Source organism: Pantoea trifolii (assembly GCF_024506435.1).
Classification (GTDB): Bacteria; Pseudomonadota; Gammaproteobacteria; order Enterobacterales; family Enterobacteriaceae; genus Pantoea; species Pantoea trifolii.
The window spans coordinates 4,065,113-4,080,681 of sequence record NZ_JANIET010000001.1 but is presented as its reverse complement, the minus strand read 5'-3'; the positions used below and the strand labels follow the sequence as shown (position 1 = coordinate 4,080,681).

The 15,569-nt window shown below is 53.3% G+C and carries 17 protein-coding genes; 10 read left to right on the top strand and 7 right to left on the bottom strand.

The annotated features are described in order from the left end of the window. Together NQH49_RS18995 and tdh are read left to right on the top strand one after the other, a co-directional pair. Positions 1-1,209, top strand: a complete 1,209-nt coding sequence (locus NQH49_RS18995) for a glycine C-acetyltransferase (RefSeq protein ID WP_256697829.1) — start codon at positions 1-3, stop codon at positions 1,207-1,209. Further along, entirely contained in the window at positions 1,206-2,234 is a 1,029-nt protein-coding gene (gene tdh / locus NQH49_RS18990; RefSeq protein ID WP_256697828.1) for an L-threonine 3-dehydrogenase, read from the top strand. The genes NQH49_RS18995 and tdh overlap by 4 nt, the downstream gene beginning before the upstream one ends. Positions 2,235-2,264: 30 nt before the next feature. Here the strand turns inward: tdh and NQH49_RS18985 are convergent, their stop codons facing one another. Genes NQH49_RS18985 through envC form a run of 4 tightly spaced genes read right to left on the bottom strand, consistent with a single transcriptional unit; the run spans position 2,265 to position 6,611 of the window. Continuing rightward, positions 2,265-3,176 carry a hypothetical protein gene (locus NQH49_RS18985; protein ID WP_256697826.1) on the bottom strand — a complete coding sequence of 304 codons (912 nt, stop codon included), beginning with the start codon at positions 3,174-3,176 and terminating at the stop codon, positions 2,265-2,267. Then, positions 3,169-4,389, bottom strand: coding sequence for a glycosyltransferase (locus NQH49_RS18980; RefSeq protein ID WP_256697825.1), 1,221 nt, complete (start codon positions 4,387-4,389; stop codon positions 3,169-3,171). Before NQH49_RS18980 ends, NQH49_RS18985 begins: the two co-directional genes overlap by 8 nt. A 20-nt stretch (positions 4,390-4,409) precedes the next feature. Further along, on the bottom strand, positions 4,410-5,306 hold the full coding sequence (locus tag NQH49_RS18975) for a divergent polysaccharide deacetylase family protein (RefSeq protein WP_256697823.1): 897 nt from the start codon (positions 5,304-5,306) through the stop codon (positions 4,410-4,412). A 3-nt stretch (positions 5,307-5,309) separates the two neighbouring features. Continuing rightward, complete coding sequence (envC, locus tag NQH49_RS18970) at positions 5,310-6,611, bottom strand: murein hydrolase activator EnvC (RefSeq protein WP_256697821.1); 1,302 nt, start codon at positions 6,609-6,611, stop codon at positions 5,310-5,312. 249 nt (positions 6,612-6,860) lie between these two features. On the opposite strand from envC, the gene NQH49_RS18965 reads away from it, so the two are divergent. The 5 genes from NQH49_RS18965 to cysE all read left to right on the top strand — a co-directional run bounded on the left by NQH49_RS18965 (position 6,861) and on the right by cysE (position 9,974). Continuing rightward, positions 6,861-7,292, top strand: a complete 432-nt coding sequence (locus NQH49_RS18965) for a rhodanese-like domain-containing protein (RefSeq protein WP_008109709.1) — start codon at positions 6,861-6,863, stop codon at positions 7,290-7,292. A gap of 18 nt (positions 7,293-7,310) precedes the next feature. Continuing rightward, the gene (grxC, locus tag NQH49_RS18960; protein WP_097095602.1) at positions 7,311-7,565 is read left to right on the top strand and encodes a glutaredoxin 3; all 255 of its coding nucleotides are present in this window, start codon (positions 7,311-7,313) and stop codon (positions 7,563-7,565) included. Positions 7,566-7,605: 40 nt separating this feature from the next. Then, complete coding sequence (gene secB, locus NQH49_RS18955; protein WP_007885330.1) at positions 7,606-8,070, top strand: protein-export chaperone SecB; 465 nt, start codon at positions 7,606-7,608, stop codon at positions 8,068-8,070. Further along, complete coding sequence (gene gpsA / locus NQH49_RS18950; RefSeq protein ID WP_256697819.1) at positions 8,070-9,089, top strand: NAD(P)H-dependent glycerol-3-phosphate dehydrogenase; 1,020 nt, start codon at positions 8,070-8,072, stop codon at positions 9,087-9,089. The genes secB and gpsA overlap by 1 nt, the downstream gene beginning before the upstream one ends. 69 nt (positions 9,090-9,158) lie before the next feature. Then, positions 9,159-9,974, top strand: a complete 816-nt coding sequence (cysE, locus tag NQH49_RS18945) for a serine O-acetyltransferase (protein ID WP_008109705.1) — start codon at positions 9,159-9,161, stop codon at positions 9,972-9,974. Here the strand turns inward: cysE and trmL are convergent. Genes trmL through cpxR form a run of 3 tightly spaced genes read right to left on the bottom strand, consistent with a single transcriptional unit; the run spans position 9,971 to position 12,551 of the window. After that, positions 9,971-10,444, bottom strand: coding sequence for a tRNA (uridine(34)/cytosine(34)/5-carboxymethylaminomethyluridine(34)-2'-O)-methyltransferase TrmL (trmL, locus tag NQH49_RS18940; RefSeq protein WP_256697818.1), 474 nt, complete (start codon positions 10,442-10,444; stop codon positions 9,971-9,973). The genes cysE and trmL overlap by 4 nt on opposite strands. Positions 10,445-10,479: 35 nt before the next feature. Further along, positions 10,480-11,856, bottom strand: coding sequence for an envelope stress sensor histidine kinase CpxA (cpxA, locus tag NQH49_RS18935; RefSeq protein ID WP_008109701.1), 1,377 nt, complete (start codon positions 11,854-11,856; stop codon positions 10,480-10,482). Continuing rightward, positions 11,853-12,551, bottom strand: coding sequence for an envelope stress response regulator transcription factor CpxR (gene cpxR / locus NQH49_RS18930; protein WP_007885339.1), 699 nt, complete (start codon positions 12,549-12,551; stop codon positions 11,853-11,855). Before cpxR ends, cpxA begins: the two co-directional genes overlap by 4 nt. Before the next feature lie 150 nt (positions 12,552-12,701). Here cpxR and cpxP point away from each other — a divergent pair, with 150 nt between their 5' ends. The 3 genes from cpxP to pfkA all read left to right on the top strand — a co-directional run bounded on the left by cpxP (position 12,702) and on the right by pfkA (position 15,491). Continuing rightward, the gene (gene cpxP, locus NQH49_RS18925) at positions 12,702-13,214 is read left to right on the top strand and encodes a cell-envelope stress modulator CpxP (protein ID WP_008109700.1); all 513 of its coding nucleotides are present in this window, start codon (positions 12,702-12,704) and stop codon (positions 13,212-13,214) included. Between the two features lie 202 nt (positions 13,215-13,416). Continuing rightward, the gene (gene fieF / locus NQH49_RS18920) at positions 13,417-14,319 is read left to right on the top strand and encodes a CDF family cation-efflux transporter FieF (RefSeq protein ID WP_008109699.1); all 903 of its coding nucleotides are present in this window, start codon (positions 13,417-13,419) and stop codon (positions 14,317-14,319) included. Between the two features lie 209 nt (positions 14,320-14,528). Next, positions 14,529-15,491: a 6-phosphofructokinase gene (pfkA, locus tag NQH49_RS18915; protein ID WP_007885343.1), complete on the top strand. Its 963-nt coding sequence runs from the start codon at positions 14,529-14,531 to the stop codon at positions 15,489-15,491. Positions 15,492-15,569: the final 78 nt, after the last annotated feature.

Below are 15,569 nucleotides of genomic sequence, written 5' to 3'. Positions count from 1 at the left end.
ATGTCCAGTCAGTTTTATTCGCAAATTCGTCAACAACTTGAGACAACACGTCAGGACGGATTGTTCAAACGAGAACGCACCATCACATCGGCACAGCAGGCAGAAATCAACGTTGCCAACAGCCCGCCCGTTATCAACTTTTGCGCCAATAACTATTTGGGTTTAGCCAATCATCCGGCATTGATCCAGGCGGCGAAAGACGGCATGGATTCGCACGGTTTTGGCATGGCCTCGGTGCGCTTTATCTGCGGCACGCAGGACATCCACCAGCAGCTGGAACATAAGCTGGCTGAGTTTCTCGGCATGGAAGACGCGATTCTGTTCTCGTCCTGCTTTGATGCCAACGGTGGCCTGTTTGAAACGCTGCTCAGCGCTGAAGACGCGATTATTTCCGACGCCCTCAATCACGCCTCGATCATTGATGGCGTGCGTCTGTGCAAAGCGCAGCGCTATCGTTACGCCAACAATGACATGAGCGAGCTGCGTGCGCGTTTACAGGAAGCACGCGATAAAGGCGCGCGTCACATCCTGATTGCCACCGACGGCGTGTTCTCGATGGATGGCGTGATCGCCAATCTGCAGGGCATTTGCGATCTAGCCGATGAGTTCGATGCGCTGGTGATGGTCGATGATTCTCATGCGGTGGGCTTTGTCGGTTCTGCCGGACGCGGCACGCACGAATATTGTGACGTGATGGATCGCGTCGACATTCTGACCGGCACGCTGGGCAAAGCGCTGGGTGGTGCATCGGGCGGCTACGTGGCAGCGAAGAAAGAAGTGGTTGAATGGCTGCGTCAGCGCTCGCGTCCGTATCTGTTCTCCAACTCGCTGGCGCCGGCAATTGTTGCCGCCTCGCTGCGCGTGCTGGAGCTGCTAAGCGAAGGCGACGGTTTACGTCAGCGCCTGTGGGAAAACGCCCGCTTCTTCCGCGAGAAAATGACTGCTGCAGGTTTCACGCTGGCCGGCGCCGATCACGCCATCATCCCGGTAATGCTGGGCGATGCCAAAGTGGCGCAGCAGTTTGCCAACCTGTTGCAGCAGGAAGGCATCTACGTCACCGGCTTCTTCTATCCGGTGGTACCGCAAGGCCAGGCGCGTATCCGTACGCAGATCTCTGCCGGACATACGCAGGCGCAGCTGGAGCACGCCGTGGCTGCCTTTACCCGCATTGGTCAACAGCTGGGCGTTATTTCAGGAGCAAGTAAATGAAAGCACTCGCCAAATTAAAAGCCGAAGAAGGCATTTGGATGGTTAAGGACGCGCCGATTCCCGAACCCGGCCATAACGACCTGCTTATTAAGATTCGTAAAACTGCTATCTGCGGCACCGACGTGCACATCTATAACTGGGACGACTGGTCGCGCAAAACCATTCCAGTCCCGATGATCACCGGCCATGAATATGTGGGCGAAGTGGTAGGAATGGGTCAGGAAGTTAAGGGCTTTGCCGTGGGCGATCGCGTTTCCGGTGAAGGTCATATCACCTGCGGCCATTGCCGCAACTGCCGCGCCGGACGCACGCATCTGTGCCGCAATACGGTAGGCGTTGGCGTCAATCGTCAGGGCTGTTTCGCTGAATATCTGGTGATTCCGGCGTTTAACGCCTTCAAAATTCCTGACAACATTTCCGATGAACTGGCGGCGATTTTCGATCCCTTCGGCAATGCGGTGCACACCGCGCTGTCGTTCGATTTGGTGGGTGAAGATGTGCTGATCTCTGGCGCCGGGCCGATTGGCATTATGGCGGCGGCGGTGTGTAAGCACGTCGGTGCGCGCCATGTGGTGATCACCGACATCAACGACTATCGCCTCGAACTGGCGCGCAAAATGGGTGTAACGCGCGCCGTGAACGTGGCGCAGGAGAATCTGCGTGACGTGATGAATGAGCTCGGCATGACCGAAGGCTTTGATGTGGGTCTGGAGATGTCCGGTGCGCCAGCGGCGTTCCGCACTTTGCTGGAAGTGATGAACCACGGCGGCCGCATCGCGCTGCTCGGCATTCCGCCGGGCGAGATGTCCATCGACTGGAATCAGGTAATCTTTAAAGGCCTGTTCATCAAAGGCATCTACGGCCGCGAGATGTTCGAAACCTGGTACAAGATGGCGGCGCTGATTCAGTCTGGCCTCGATCTCACGCCGATCATCACCCATCGCTATCACATTGATGAGTTCCAGCAGGGCTTTGATGAGATGCGTTCGGGACGATCCGGCAAAGTGGTGTTGAGCTGGGATTAAACCTTTCTCCGGCCTGATGGCCGGAGAATTTCAGGACTGCTGTTTTTCCGCATCCGTCAGATAACGTACTTTGCGCGTATAATCCTGGCCTCTAAAAGTGAGAGGCTGAGTGGGATCATGTAAATACTTTTGCCATTCACTCAATGGAAAACCACCGTGCGCGCCAATGACTTCTGCGGGGATTGTCGCCGGGGTGCCACCAATCTTTTTTGACACAGGCCAATTCGCCCATTCACCTAAATTAACTGTGCGTAGATCCAGCATATCCAATAAGGCGGCAAGAGGAAGCTGATCTGTCGGCGGTTGACTATCGTTCATTAATTCCCAGGTGTCCTGAAATAGCGTTAACCATAGTGGACAAATGCGTTTCCAGGTTTGTCGGGTTGCCGCCAAATAGGCGCCATTAACGTGGTCTTCAAAATAAGGTCTTATTGACGGCCGGTAATAGGCGGGAATGGCATGTTTTTCTGCACCCTCCAGCTTGGCGATCATTTTTCCGTTACGGAAACTAGAATAAAGGTGACCTGCATGCATGCGAATATCGGGGGATTTAAGCAAATTCAGATCCGAATCAATCATTAAAATACCGTTACCTTTTGCTTGTAAAGGCGCCTGAATTTTAATTAAACGGCTGCGGTAGATTTGCTTGTAACGATAGCTCTCTTCGCGATGAGGAACATCTAACGTTACCACACGACTATTGTGTGGAAGTTTGCCAAAAACCTGCACAGGCTGATCGCTAACGATAACAATCTCTTTCATTTCGGGCGCAAACCGACTGGCAAACTCGGCGCTTAATAACGCTTCTTCAACATAGTCAGCACCGGTACAAGGTATGACAACAGAGGTAACCGGAACATCGCCCTGCGTACTGCTTTGCGAATAGGGGATATTATGACGCCCACGAATATGCCGACGATTTTTGTTTAAAAAATCAAACATTCGTTTTCCTTTCAATACTCTTATCCAATATCATTTCAACCCCCGCGACATAGTGTTCAATCGCGTAGCATTCACGCACGCGTAATTCCGCAGTACTAATCAGTCGCTGGCGCAAGCTTGCATCTTGCCATAAGGCGGTAAGATGAGCACTTAATTGCTTAACATCGCCATATTCAAAAATTAATCCAGTCTCATTGTGGTTAATTAACTCTGAGGTGCCCACGACATTCGAACCAATAACGGCCGTTTTCACCAGCATGGCTTCCAGCACTACGCGCGGTAAGCCTTCACTGCGCGAGGCGAGAATAAAGGCATCAAACGCTGCGAGGTAATCCAGCGGGTTGTTTTGAAAACCGGTAAAAACAACATTCGTTTCAATGTTTTCTTTAAGTGCCAGCTGAACCAGATTTTCATGTTCCGGCCCGGAACCCACCACCACCATTTTCCATTTAGCTTCAGGATGCATGCGTTTAAATTGGCCTAGCGCCTGGAAAATATGATGATTCGCTTTACGTGTAATAAGGGATCCGATCGAGCCAAAAATAAAAGTATCAGGCGAATAAGCAAAGCGCTCGCGCACTTTCTCGTGATCCGGTAAGGCCTGATGGATATCGATGGCGTTTGAAACAGTAAAGCAACGCTGCGCATCAACCCCGCTCTCGCGCAGCGTCTGGTTTACGCCATGCGAAACCGCGATAACGGCATCAACACGTTCATTAACCATCTCGACCAGCGCAGAGTTCATCTGCGGCTCAATGCGGCAGTGTTGTATTAGCGCAACCGGCATACCCTGAACAGCGCGATAGCCTTCAACATTGGTGCTGGGCTGATTATTCATATACAGCGCGTCATATTGCCCTGCATGCAAAATTGATGAAATCTGTTTTGCGTTTGGCAACACACGCCATTTTTCATCAACCCAACCAATCATCTGCTTCTTCAGCGAACGGTTAAAAATGAATAGCGTGCGTAACAGCTCTTTAGCGATTTTCGCCCATTTCGGCTGACGACGCTGGGCGATAAAAACCACCGGAATGCCAATCGAATTGAGAATTGACTCAATGGTTTCACTGTTGCCGCGAGAATAGTTGTTATAGAAGCAGCAGGTAATATCAAATTTCTGTCGATCAATGCGCTTAAGCAACTCGAGCATACTGTTGGTACCGCCGCCCCATTCGCGGCCGGTATCCAATAGCAGAATTTTTCTTCTCATTGAATTTCCTTTTCCCGATCTCAGAAGAGCTGCTTTATTGACTGAACCAATGGGCTTTGCACAATGCTTTCACTGATCAACTCAACGGCGTGGCTCTGCGGCACTGGCGCCAACGGTTTGTTCGGTTTACATACGCCTGGCGCGCGGAAGCGTGGAGGCTGCGTTTTGGATGGCGGCGGAGTCGTGCCCTGATGCAGCGGCTCATTCAGTAACTGGCTTGGCCGCACTAACGTGATATCGGCGGGTAATGTCGGCAGCATCTGCTGCAGGACGCGCACCGTCGTGGGATGCGGATGGCCAATGGCGATGGCATAACCATCGCGCTGCGCCAGTTTCACCGCGCGGGTAAACTGTATGCGAATTGAAGCTTCATCTTGGCTATCATCAAGGAACACGCGACGTTTCAGTACTTTAACGTTGGTGCCTTGCGCGGCCGGGATCGACTGACTGTTGCCAATCGTCATGCTATCGAGAAAGTAGTAGTTGTAGTGATTGAGCACCTGCATCACTTTCTGCATGCCGGGCAGGCTGGATGTCATTTTGCTGCCCATATGGTTATTCAGGCCGACGGCGTAAGGCACTTTGCCACTGGCTTCACGAATAATCCGCTCGATTTCCGTGCTGCTCATCTCTGGCGTTAGCGTGTCTTTCTCCAGCGGCTGTTTGCTGAGCGGTGCCATCGGCAGGTGAATCAGCACTTCGCGACCGCCCTGATGCGCTTTCGTCGCCATCTCACGTGCATGTGGCGCATTCGGCAGGACCGCAATGGAAATCGCAGTAGGCATCTGCAGCACTTTATTCTCTTCTTTTGGCCGATAACCGAAGTCGTCGATCACGATGGAGAGTTTTCCCGCATGGGCGGAAAGTGATAGAAACAGGCCGCACAGGGCGGCCGAGAGCTTAGAGGGTTGAAACAAAACTTATCTTCCTAACCACGGTAGTGGATTGACGGCCTGTCCCTGGCGTCGGATTTCAAAGTAGAGCGAAGGCGTGCCGCGGCCGCCGCTGGTGCCCACAAGGGCGATAGGCTGTCCTGCCTTCACCTGAGCACCCACGCTCACCAGTGCGCTTTGGTTGTAGCCATAAAGGCTCATATCACCTTTACCGTGTTCCAGAACCACAACCAGACCATAGCCTTGTAGCCAGTCGGCCATCAGTACGCGTCCATCTGCGATGGCTTTCACTTCAGTGCCTTCTGGCGCATCAACCACCAGACCTTTCCAGCGCAATTCGCCCTGCATCGATTCACCGAAGCGATGTTCAATGCGTCCACGTACCGGCCAAACCGCTTGCCCGCCGGGCTTGCCTAATCCGCCGGTACGCGCCATCAGCTCGCGCTCACTCTGCGTTGGCTGATAGTTTGATCCTTTGGCTTTCGCCTGTGCCTGACGTTGACGCACTTTTTCCGCCTCGCGCGCTTCCCGTTCGGCACGTTCACGCGCTTCACGCTCAGCCTTGGCGATTTTGCTCTGCAATCGGCTTTCGTTCTCACGCATCTCAACCAGGTCAGCCTGATCTTTCTCCAGCGAGCTTTCCAGTGCGGTGAGCGTTTTCTTACGCGCCGCGCTAGCTGCTTCCAGCTTGTTTTGCTGCGTCTGCTGCTGAGCTAACAACGATTTTTGCTGATCCTGTTTACCCTGCAATGATTGGCGCTGTTCCGCTAATTGCTGTTGGGTTTGCTTGAGATCGTCGATGTTTTTCTGGCGTGCGGCGTTGAGATAGCCGAAATAGGCAAGAATACGCTCACTGCGCTGGGCTTCTTCGCCACCAAGCAGCAACTGTAGACCATTATGCTGTCCCTGACGAAAGGCGGCATCAAGCTGTTGTGCCAGCAGTTTTTCCTGCTGCGCTTGCTGCTTTTCCAGCCGCGAAATAGAGGAGGTGACCTGCGCGATTTCACCTTCGAGCGTGCTGAGGCTGTTACGCGTTTCGCGCAGCTGACGGCTGGCCTGCGCAATCACTTTTTCCTGACTCTGCAGTTGATCCAACAGCTTACTGCGCTGCACTTTCTGTGCTTTAACGCTTTTCTCTTTCTCGGCGATATCCTGCTGAATGGACTTCAACTGCGTTTTACTGTCATCCGCACTGCGAGCGGCAGCAGGAAGTAATAATGTGCCTGCCAGAAGCAGACTCAGGGAGATTTCGGACCAGCGGAATGACAACGGAAGCGCAGTGCCGTTGTGACGGGTCCTTGTGTGTGTAACGGTCGCTTTTCCCTTCATAGTCGATAATTATTCCACGATGAACAGCCGCTTACCAGTTAGCCCGGCCGGGTTTTACTTTGCTAAAAATGTCTGTACCGAGCTTACCGGCATAAACTTTGTCTTAATTTTGGGATTAGAACACTTTTTTTGGAAAATGACGCACAAATCGTAACTCTGTCCCCTTAGCGACTGTACATGCGAAGTGGCGCAGGTATACTCAGAACCCTTGTTTTAGCTTATCAGCCCGGTTTGGAGTCGTTACCCCTCATGCAAGAAATTATGCAGTTTGCAAGCAATCACCCCATCCTCAGTCTGGCATGGGTTGCTTTACTCGTTCTCGTGATTGTGACCACCGTTAAAGGTATGTTCTCTAAAGTAAAAACCATCAGCCGTGGTGAAGCAACCCACCTGATTAACAAAGAGGACGCGGTGGTGGTAGACGTTCGTTCACGTGACGATTACCGCAAAGGACACATTTCTGGGGCTATCAACGTAGCGGCAGCAGACATCAAAAAAGAGAGCTTTGGCGAGCTGGAAAAGCACAAGTCACAGCACATAATTGTAGTTTGCGCGACCGGTCAAAGTGCGGGCGAATCTGCGGCGAAATTGAGCGCAGCGGGCTTCGAGAAAGTCTCCGTACTGAAAGATGGCGTGAGCGGCTGGAGTGGTGAAAACCTGCCACTGGTGCGCGGTAAATAACTTCTTCGAGGTAACCGTATGGCAAATGTAGAGATCTACACCAAAGTCACTTGTCCTTATTGCCACCGTGCAAAGGCGTTGTTGGATCAGAAAGGCGTGTCGTACCAGGAGATTCCCATTGACGGGAACGCGGCGAAACGTGAAGAGATGATTCAACGCAGCGGTCGCACGACGGTGCCACAAATTTTTATTGATGCGCAGCACATTGGCGGCTGTGACGATCTTTACGCGCTGGATGGGCGTCAGGGACTTGATCCTTTACTCCAGGCATAACTTTTCGGTCAGACAATTTTAACTCACAGGATTTAGACACATGTCAGAGCAAAGCAACAGCGAAATGCAGTTCCAGATTCAACGTGTTTACACCAAAGATGTTTCTTACGAAGCGCCAAACGCACCGCAGGTTTTCCAGAAAGAGTGGGAACCGGAAGTGAAGCTGGACCTGGACACCGCCTCTTCTCAGCTGGCTGATGGCGTTTTTGAAGTCGTTCTGCGTGTTACCGTAACCGCAACCGTTGGCGAAGAGACCGCATTCCTGTGCGAAGTTCAGCAGGCGGGTATTTTCACCATTAGCGGTATCGAAGGCACGCAGATGGCACATTGCCTCGGTGCTTACTGCCCGAACATTCTTTTCCCGTATGCACGCGAATGCGTAACCAGCCTTGTGTCTCGTGGTACTTTCCCGCAGCTCAACCTGGCGCCAGTTAACTTTGATGCGCTGTTTATGAACTATCTGCAGCAGCAAGGTGAAGGCGAAGCGCCACATCAGGATGCCTGATGACTACACTCAATGCTTCAATTAGCGTCATCGGTGCCGGCTCGTACGGCACCGCATTGGCCATCACGCTGGCCCGTAATGGCCATCCGGTTCTGCTCTGGGGCCACAATCCTCAAAGCTTGGCGCAGCTGCAAGCTGACCGCTGCAATACCGCTTTCCTGCCCGATGTTCCTTTCCCTGATAATCTCGTTCCTGAAGCCGATCTGGCTACCGTGGTTAACGCCAGTCGCGATCTGCTGGTCGTGGTGCCGAGCCATGTATTTGGCGACGTGCTGACGCAGCTTAAGCCGCATTTGCGTGCCGATTCACGGATTGTCTGGGCGACTAAAGGACTGGAAAAAGAGACCGGCCGTTTGCTGCAGGATGTGGCGCGTGAAATCCTTGGCGATGCCATTCCGCTAGCGGTGATTTCCGGACCCACCTTTGCCAAAGAGCTGGCTGCTGGCATGCCTACGGCCATCGCACTGGCATCGACTGATGCGGAGTTCGCTGACGACCTGCAGCAGAAGCTGCACTGTGGTAAAAGTTTCCGCGTCTATAACAATCAGGATTTCATCGGCGTGCAGTTAGGCGGCGCGGTGAAGAACGTGATTGCGATTGGTGCGGGGATTTCTGACGGCATAGGCTTTGGTGCCAACGCGCGTACTGCCTTAATCACCCGTGGTCTGACGGAAATGAGCCGTCTCGGCGCAGCGCTGGGTGCCGATGCCACCACCTTTATGGGCATGGCCGGTTTAGGCGATTTGGTGCTGACCTGTACCGATAATCAGTCGCGCAACCGTCGTTTCGGCATGATGCTGGGGCAAGGCGAGAGCGTAGACGATGCGCAACGCATTATCGGACAAGTTGTAGAAGGCTACAGAAACACTAAGGAAGTCAAAGCATTGGCCGCGCGTGTCGGCGTAGAAATGCCGATTACTGAGCAGATTTATCAGGTGCTCTATTGCGGAAAATCAGCGCGAGAGGCAGCATTGACCTTACTTGGCCGTGCAAGGAAGGACGAAAACAGCCAAAGCTGAAGCAGGATGCGCCAGCGTCACCACCTGTAGCGCCCCATCAGGCGCTTTTTTTATCGGGAGCAAACAGCAATGTCGTCTGAAGAGTTAGAACTGGTCTGGAACCATATCAAAGCCGAAGCCAGAGCACTGGCCGACTGTGAACCTATGCTGGCCAGCTTTTACCATGCGACATTGCTTAAACACGAAAACCTCGGTAGCGCGCTCAGCTATATGCTCGCCAACAAGCTGGCAAACCCGATCATGCCCGCTATTGCTATTCGCGAAATCGTGGAAGAAGCCTATCGTGAAGACCCAGAGATGATTGTCTCCGCGGCCTACGATATTCAGGCTGTGCGTCAGCGCGATCCCGCTGTTGATAAATACTCTACACCGCTGCTCTATCTCAAAGGTTTCCACGCCTTACAGGCCTATCGCATTGGCAACTGGTTATGGAGAGAAGGTCGCCGCGCACTGGCGGTTTATCTGCAGAACGAAATTTCCGTCTCGTTTGCCGTGGATATTCACCCGGCGGCGCGCATTGGTCGCGGCATCATGCTTGACCACGCCACCGGCATTGTTATCGGCGAAACAGCCATCATCGAAAATGACGTTTCAATACTGCAATCGGTGACGCTCGGCGGTACCGGTAAAACCAGCGGCGATCGCCATCCGAAAATCCGTGAAGGTGTAATGATTGGCGCGGGTGCCAAGATTCTGGGCAACATTGAAGTGGGGCGCGGTGCGAAAATCGGTGCCGGTTCCGTCGTCCTGCAGCCCGTACCGCCGCATACCACGGCGGCCGGCGTGCCTGCGCGCATTGTCGGTAAACCGACCAGCGATAAACCGTCGATGGATATGGATCAGCACTTCAACGGCGCGGGCTTTGAGTACGGCGACGGAATTTAGCCTTTGATCAGTGCGCCAGCATAATCGAGCTGGCGCCACGCTTCATACACCACCACAGATACCGCATTAGACAGATTCATGCTGCGGCTTTCCGCCATCATCGGAATACGGATTTTCTGCTCAGCGGGCAGCGCGTTGAGGATCTCTGCGGGTAAGCCGCGACTCTCCGGACCAAACACCAAATAATCCCCCTTTTGATAGCTCACCGCGCTGTGCGCAGGCGTTCCTTTGGTGGTGAGCGCGAACATGCGCTGAGGCGCTTCCGTCGCCAGAAATGCCGCGTAATTGGCGTGTTTTTTTAAGGCGGTATATTCGTGGTAATCCAGCCCGGCGCGGCGCAGGCGCTTATCATCCCAGGCAAAGCCCAGCGGTTCAATCAGGTGTAACTGGAAACCGGTATTTGCGCACAAGCGAATGATGTTGCCGGTATTTGGCGGAATTTCAGGTTCAAATAAGACAATGTTTAGCATAAGGCCCCCAGAAACGAGGGCCGAAGCATAACAAATTATTGACGGGCGGAGTACAGCGGCAGCCACAGCGTGAGGCGTAAACCGCCGAGCGGACTGTCATCGGCTTTGACCCAACCGCGATGCTGCTGGATGGCCGTTTCGACGATCGCCAGGCCCAATCCGGTGCCGCCTGATTCACGATCGCGCGCCTCATCGGTGCGGTAGAACGGACGGAAAATCTGCTCGCGATCTTCTGGGCTGACGCCCGGACCATCATCATCGACGTGGATGGTGATGCCTTCGATATCCACCGAGAAGCTGACGCTGATATGCGAATTCGAATAGCGCAGCGCATTACGCACGATATTCTCCAGCGCACTCTCCAGCGCATGTGGATTACCGTACAGCGGCCACGGGCCAGGCGGATAGGGCACTTCCATTAGTTTGCCCATCTGCTCGGCTTCAAATTTGGCATCTTCCAGCACGCCGTTCCACAGCTGGTTGGCCTTCATTGCCTCGCTAACCAGTGCATTATTGTGTTGCGTACGCGACAGCACCAGCAAATCGTTAATCATGCCATCGAGACGCTGCGCTTCCGTTTCGATGCGCTGCAGCTCTTTGCCTTCCCCGTTACGGCGACGCAGTAACGCGGTTGCCAGCTGCAAGCGAGTCAACGGCGTACGCAGTTCATGGCTGATATCAGATAGCAAACGCTGTTGCGCCGTCATCATGCGTTCGAGTGCGCTCACCATTTGGTTGAAACTCGAACCCGCTGCCAGAAACTCTTGCGGCCCCGATTCCAGTTCCGGATGCTGACGCAAATTGCCGCTTGCCACTTCATCCGCCGCATATTTAAGTTTGCGGGCGGGACGCGCCAGGCTCCACGCCAGCCACAGCAGCAGCGGTGAACTGATCAGCATGGTGACAATCAGCAGCAGTAGCGGGCGGTCAAACAGCAGATTGACGAAATCGAGCTGTGAGCTGGTGGCAGGACGAATCAGGTAGAGCTGATAGTTGTCTTCGCCATCGCGCACCGCGAAAGGCCCAACCATTTCAACGCGACCATACTTTTTCTTTTGTGGGTGGTCGGCGTTATCCGACTGCCCAATAAAGTTGCGGATGATCTGCATTTCATTGTGCTGCGCGCCAATCACCCGGCCTTCGCTGGTCACCAATAACAAGCGCTGTCCAGGCGGCGCCCATTTGTCGATGGAGCGGAACAGGCGACGCCACCACATTAAGTCGTTTGGCGGATCCTGAGACAGCTCCGCTTCAACATGCTGTTCAATCATGGTGCCCTGACGCTGCTCGCTTTCCAGTAATGCGGTCATCTGGCGCGAATCGAGTTTGGGCACCATCAAAACCAGCATCAACACCAACGCTAGCGTGAGCCAGAAGATGGCGAAGATGCGGGTGGTTAAACTTCCAATCATGATGCCGAAACCATCAGATAGCCGCGTCCGCGCAGGGTTTTAAACCACGGATGACCATCACGACGTTCCGGCAATTTACGGCGCAGATTAGAAATGTGCATATCGATAGCGCGGTCAAACGGTGTCAGACGTTTGCCCAACACTTCCTGACTCAGGTGCTCACGCGATACCACCTGACCCAGATGCTGTGCCAGCAAATAGAGCAGAGTGAACTCGGTGCCGGTGAGATCCAAGGTTTCGCTATCAAAGCTGGCTTCCTGGCGACCTGGATTCAGGCGCAGGCAGTCGACTTCCAGCGTCGGTGAGCTGTTATCATGCTGCTGTTGCTGCTCGCTCCAGTTTGAACGACGCAAAATGGCACGGATACGCGCCACCAGTTCACGATCGTTAAACGGTTTAGGCAGATAGTCATCTGCGCCCAGTTCAAGGCCCAGAACACGGTCCAGTTCGCTGCCACGTGCAGTCAGCATAATGACCGGAGTTTGGTGCTGTTGGCGTAGTTCTTTCAATGTGTCGATACCGTTCTTCTTCGGCATCATGACATCAAGCAATAACAAGTCCACGGTGTTGTCTAGCAGGTTAAGCGCCTGCTCACCATCGCTTGCCACAATGACTTCAAAACCTTCCATCTCAAGCAGTTCTTTAAGCAGCGAAGTTAATTCGCGGTCGTCATCAACCAACAGGATTTTATTCATTTTTTATTGCCCTCCGCAGGCAAAATACCGTGTTCCTTGACTTGCAATCCAACGCTTTACGTAGTTTTACACCCCCTGACGGATGTTTGCAGCCACCGCCGTACACTGGCTCTCGTTGAATCGCAAAACGGAACGAACTGGGAGTTAACGATGCGCTACTTAACCGCCGTCGTCATTGCCTCAGCGATGGTTCTCAGTCACGCCAGCGCCGAAGCAGCAGACACGACGACGATTGACGAGATGCATCCGAACAGCGGATTGACGACAGGCAGTATGACGCAAAATCCGCAAAGCTACATGTTCGATGGCATTGAGCTGACTGAACAACAGCGGCAACAGATGCGAGACCTGATGCAGCAAGCGCGACACGAACGCCCAACAATCAGCGTTCAAGATATAGAAACTATGCATGACCTTGTCATTGCAGACAAATTTAACGAATCGGCTATTCGACAGCAGGCAGAGAAACAAGCCCGCGCAGCGATAGAACAGCAAGTCGAAATGGCTCGGGTTCGTAATCAGATGTACCACCTGTTAACGCCTGCACAGCAAGCGACATTGCAGAAAAATTATGAGCGACGATTGGCTGAAGTTCGTCGGCTCTCAGGATTGCAGCCATCATCACCGCTGCAAGCAGTGAGTAGTACCAGCAGTAACCAGTAACATAGTATCCCTGTTTTCCTTGCCATAGACACCATCCCTGTCTTCCCCCGCATGATGCGGGGGTTTTTTTTGCTTGTCATTTCTCTCTAACATCATTGTCTTAAAATTCAATCACGCAGCACACTTCTGCCGATGATAAACTTTAGCCATCTTGAGACCTAAAGGCCGCACCGATGAAGCGTGCGACCCGGTGAGGCATAGCATGGATTCTTCCTATGCAAAGTTAGTCAATCGGGCGGCGTTAGCGGCGACTACGCTGGCGACGCTGCTGTTAATCGTGAAAATTTTCGCCTGGTGGCATACCGGTTCAGTCAGCATGTTGGCGGCCTTAGTGGATTCATTGGTGGATATCGCCGCTTCACTCACCAACTTGCTGGTGGTGCGCTATTCATTGCAGCCGGCCGATGACGATCACACCTTCGGCCATGGTAAAGCCGAATCATTGGCCGCGCTGGCGCAGAGCATGTTTATCTCCGGCTCGGCGCTGTTTCTGTTTCTCACCGGTATTCAGCATCTGGCATCGCCCGAAACCTTACATGCGCCGCTGGTGGGCATTGTGGTGACGGTGATTGCGCTGTTTTCAACCCTGACATTGGTTGCCTTCCAGCGCTGGGTGGTGCGTCGCACGCGTAGCCAGGCGATTCGCGCAGACATGCTGCACTATCAATCTGATGTGGTGATGAACGGCGCAATATTGGTCGCCCTTGGTTTGAGCAGCTATGGTTTTGTACGGGCGGATGCATTGTTCGCGCTCGGCATCGGTGTTTACATTCTCTATAACGCCTTGCGGATGGGCTATGACGCGGTACAGGCGCTGCTAGACCGCGTACTGCCCGAGCATGAAACGCAGGAGATCATTAACGTGGTGACCAACTGGCCAGGCGTACGTGGCGCACATGCACTGCGCACGCGGCAATCGGGCCCGACGCGTTTCATCCAGCTGCATCTGGAGATGGAAGATCAGTTGCCGCTGGTGCAGGCGCATCAGGTGGCCGATCAAATTGAGCAGGCATTACTAAAGAAGTTTCCCGGCTCAGACGTGATCATCCATCAAGATCCCTGCTCTGTTGTGCCGAGCAATCAGCACGGATTTTTTCAAGGTTAGCGATTTAAAATCATGCAATTACACAAAAAAAGTGACGTAACGCTAACAACTCTGTAAAAAATTAGCGAAAACTTGTCTGACCTGAATCAATTCAGCATCAAGCGTTTGATATACTATTTTGCAACTATTAAGCCATGCGATCGCGAGCTGGTCCACGCCGGACACATGGCAGGAATAATCCTTAGTTTTTGAACAATCCAGAGGTTGTCATGATCAAAAAAATCGGAGTACTGACCAGCGGCGGCGACGCCCCAGGCATGAACGCAGCCATTCGCGGAGTTGTACGTTCCGCGCTGAGTGAAGGACTGGAAGTTTTTGGTATTTACGACGGCTATCTGGGATTGTACGAAGATCGCATGATCAACCTCGACCGCTACAGCGTGTCAGACATGATCAACCGTGGCGGCACCTTCCTCGGTTCCGCACGCTTCCCAGAATTCCGCAACGATGAAGTGCGCCAGACCGCGATTGATAACATGAAAAAGCGCGGCATTGATGCGTTGGTCGTTATCGGCGGTGATGGTTCCTACATGGGTGCGAAGCGCCTGACCGAAATGGGCTTCCCGTGCATCGGCTTGCCGGGCACCATCGATAACGACGTAGCAGGCACCGATTACACCATCGGATACTTCACTGCATTGGAAACCGTGGTTGAAGCGATTGACCGCCTGCGCGACACCTCCTCTTCCCACCAGCGCATCTCCATCGTTGAAGTGATGGGCCGTTACTGCGGCGATTTAACCCTGGCGGCAGCGATTGCCGGCGGTTGTGAGTTCATCGTACTGCCTGAAATCCCCTATACCCGCGAAGAGCTGGTTTCAGAGATCAAAGCGGGCATCGCCAAAGGCAAAAAACACGCCATCGTGGCGATTACCGAGCACATCTGCGATATCGACGATCTGGCGCACTTCATCGAAGCTGAAACCAAACGCGAAACCCGCGCCACCGTTCTCGGTCACATTCAGCGTGGCGGTGCACCTTGTGCCTATGACCGCATCCTGGCATCGCGCATGGGTTCTTACTCCATCGAGCTGCTACTGCAAGGTTATGGCGGCCGCTGCGTCGGCATTCAGAACGAGAAGATGGTGCATCACGACATCATCGACGCGATTGAAAATATGAAGCGTCCGTTCAAACGCGACTGGCTGGATACCGCCAAAAAACTTTACTAATTCCCTGTCAAGGCGCGACGCAACTCGCGCCTTTTTTATACCTGCTCATATTCCCTCCAGTTATAACAGCTTATTTTT

Coding starts and splice junctions, on each gene's coding strand:
- NQH49_RS18995 (WP_256697829.1), top strand. CDS start 1: ATGTCCAGTCAGTTTTATTCGCAAATTCGTCAACAACTTGAGACAACA.
- tdh (WP_256697828.1), top strand. CDS start 1,206: ATGAAAGCACTCGCCAAATTAAAAGCCGAAGAAGGCATTTGGATGGTT.
- NQH49_RS18985 (WP_256697826.1), bottom strand. CDS start 3,176: ATGTTTGATTTTTTAAACAAAAATCGTCGGCATATTCGTGGGCGTCAT.
- NQH49_RS18980 (WP_256697825.1), bottom strand. CDS start 4,389: ATGAGAAGAAAAATTCTGCTATTGGATACCGGCCGCGAATGGGGCGGC.
- envC (WP_256697821.1), bottom strand. CDS start 6,611: ATGAAGGGAAAAGCGACCGTTACACACACAAGGACCCGTCACAACGGC.
- NQH49_RS18965 (WP_008109709.1), top strand. CDS start 6,861: ATGCAAGAAATTATGCAGTTTGCAAGCAATCACCCCATCCTCAGTCTG.
- grxC (WP_097095602.1), top strand. CDS start 7,311: ATGGCAAATGTAGAGATCTACACCAAAGTCACTTGTCCTTATTGCCAC.
- secB (WP_007885330.1), top strand. CDS start 7,606: ATGTCAGAGCAAAGCAACAGCGAAATGCAGTTCCAGATTCAACGTGTT.
- gpsA (WP_256697819.1), top strand. CDS start 8,070: ATGACTACACTCAATGCTTCAATTAGCGTCATCGGTGCCGGCTCGTAC.
- cysE (WP_008109705.1), top strand. CDS start 9,159: ATGTCGTCTGAAGAGTTAGAACTGGTCTGGAACCATATCAAAGCCGAA.
- trmL (WP_256697818.1), bottom strand. CDS start 10,444: ATGCTAAACATTGTCTTATTTGAACCTGAAATTCCGCCAAATACCGGC.
- cpxA (WP_008109701.1), bottom strand. CDS start 11,856: ATGATTGGAAGTTTAACCACCCGCATCTTCGCCATCTTCTGGCTCACG.
- cpxR (WP_007885339.1), bottom strand. CDS start 12,551: ATGAATAAAATCCTGTTGGTTGATGACGACCGCGAATTAACTTCGCTG.
- cpxP (WP_008109700.1), top strand. CDS start 12,702: ATGCGCTACTTAACCGCCGTCGTCATTGCCTCAGCGATGGTTCTCAGT.
- fieF (WP_008109699.1), top strand. CDS start 13,417: ATGGATTCTTCCTATGCAAAGTTAGTCAATCGGGCGGCGTTAGCGGCG.
- pfkA (WP_007885343.1), top strand. CDS start 14,529: ATGATCAAAAAAATCGGAGTACTGACCAGCGGCGGCGACGCCCCAGGC.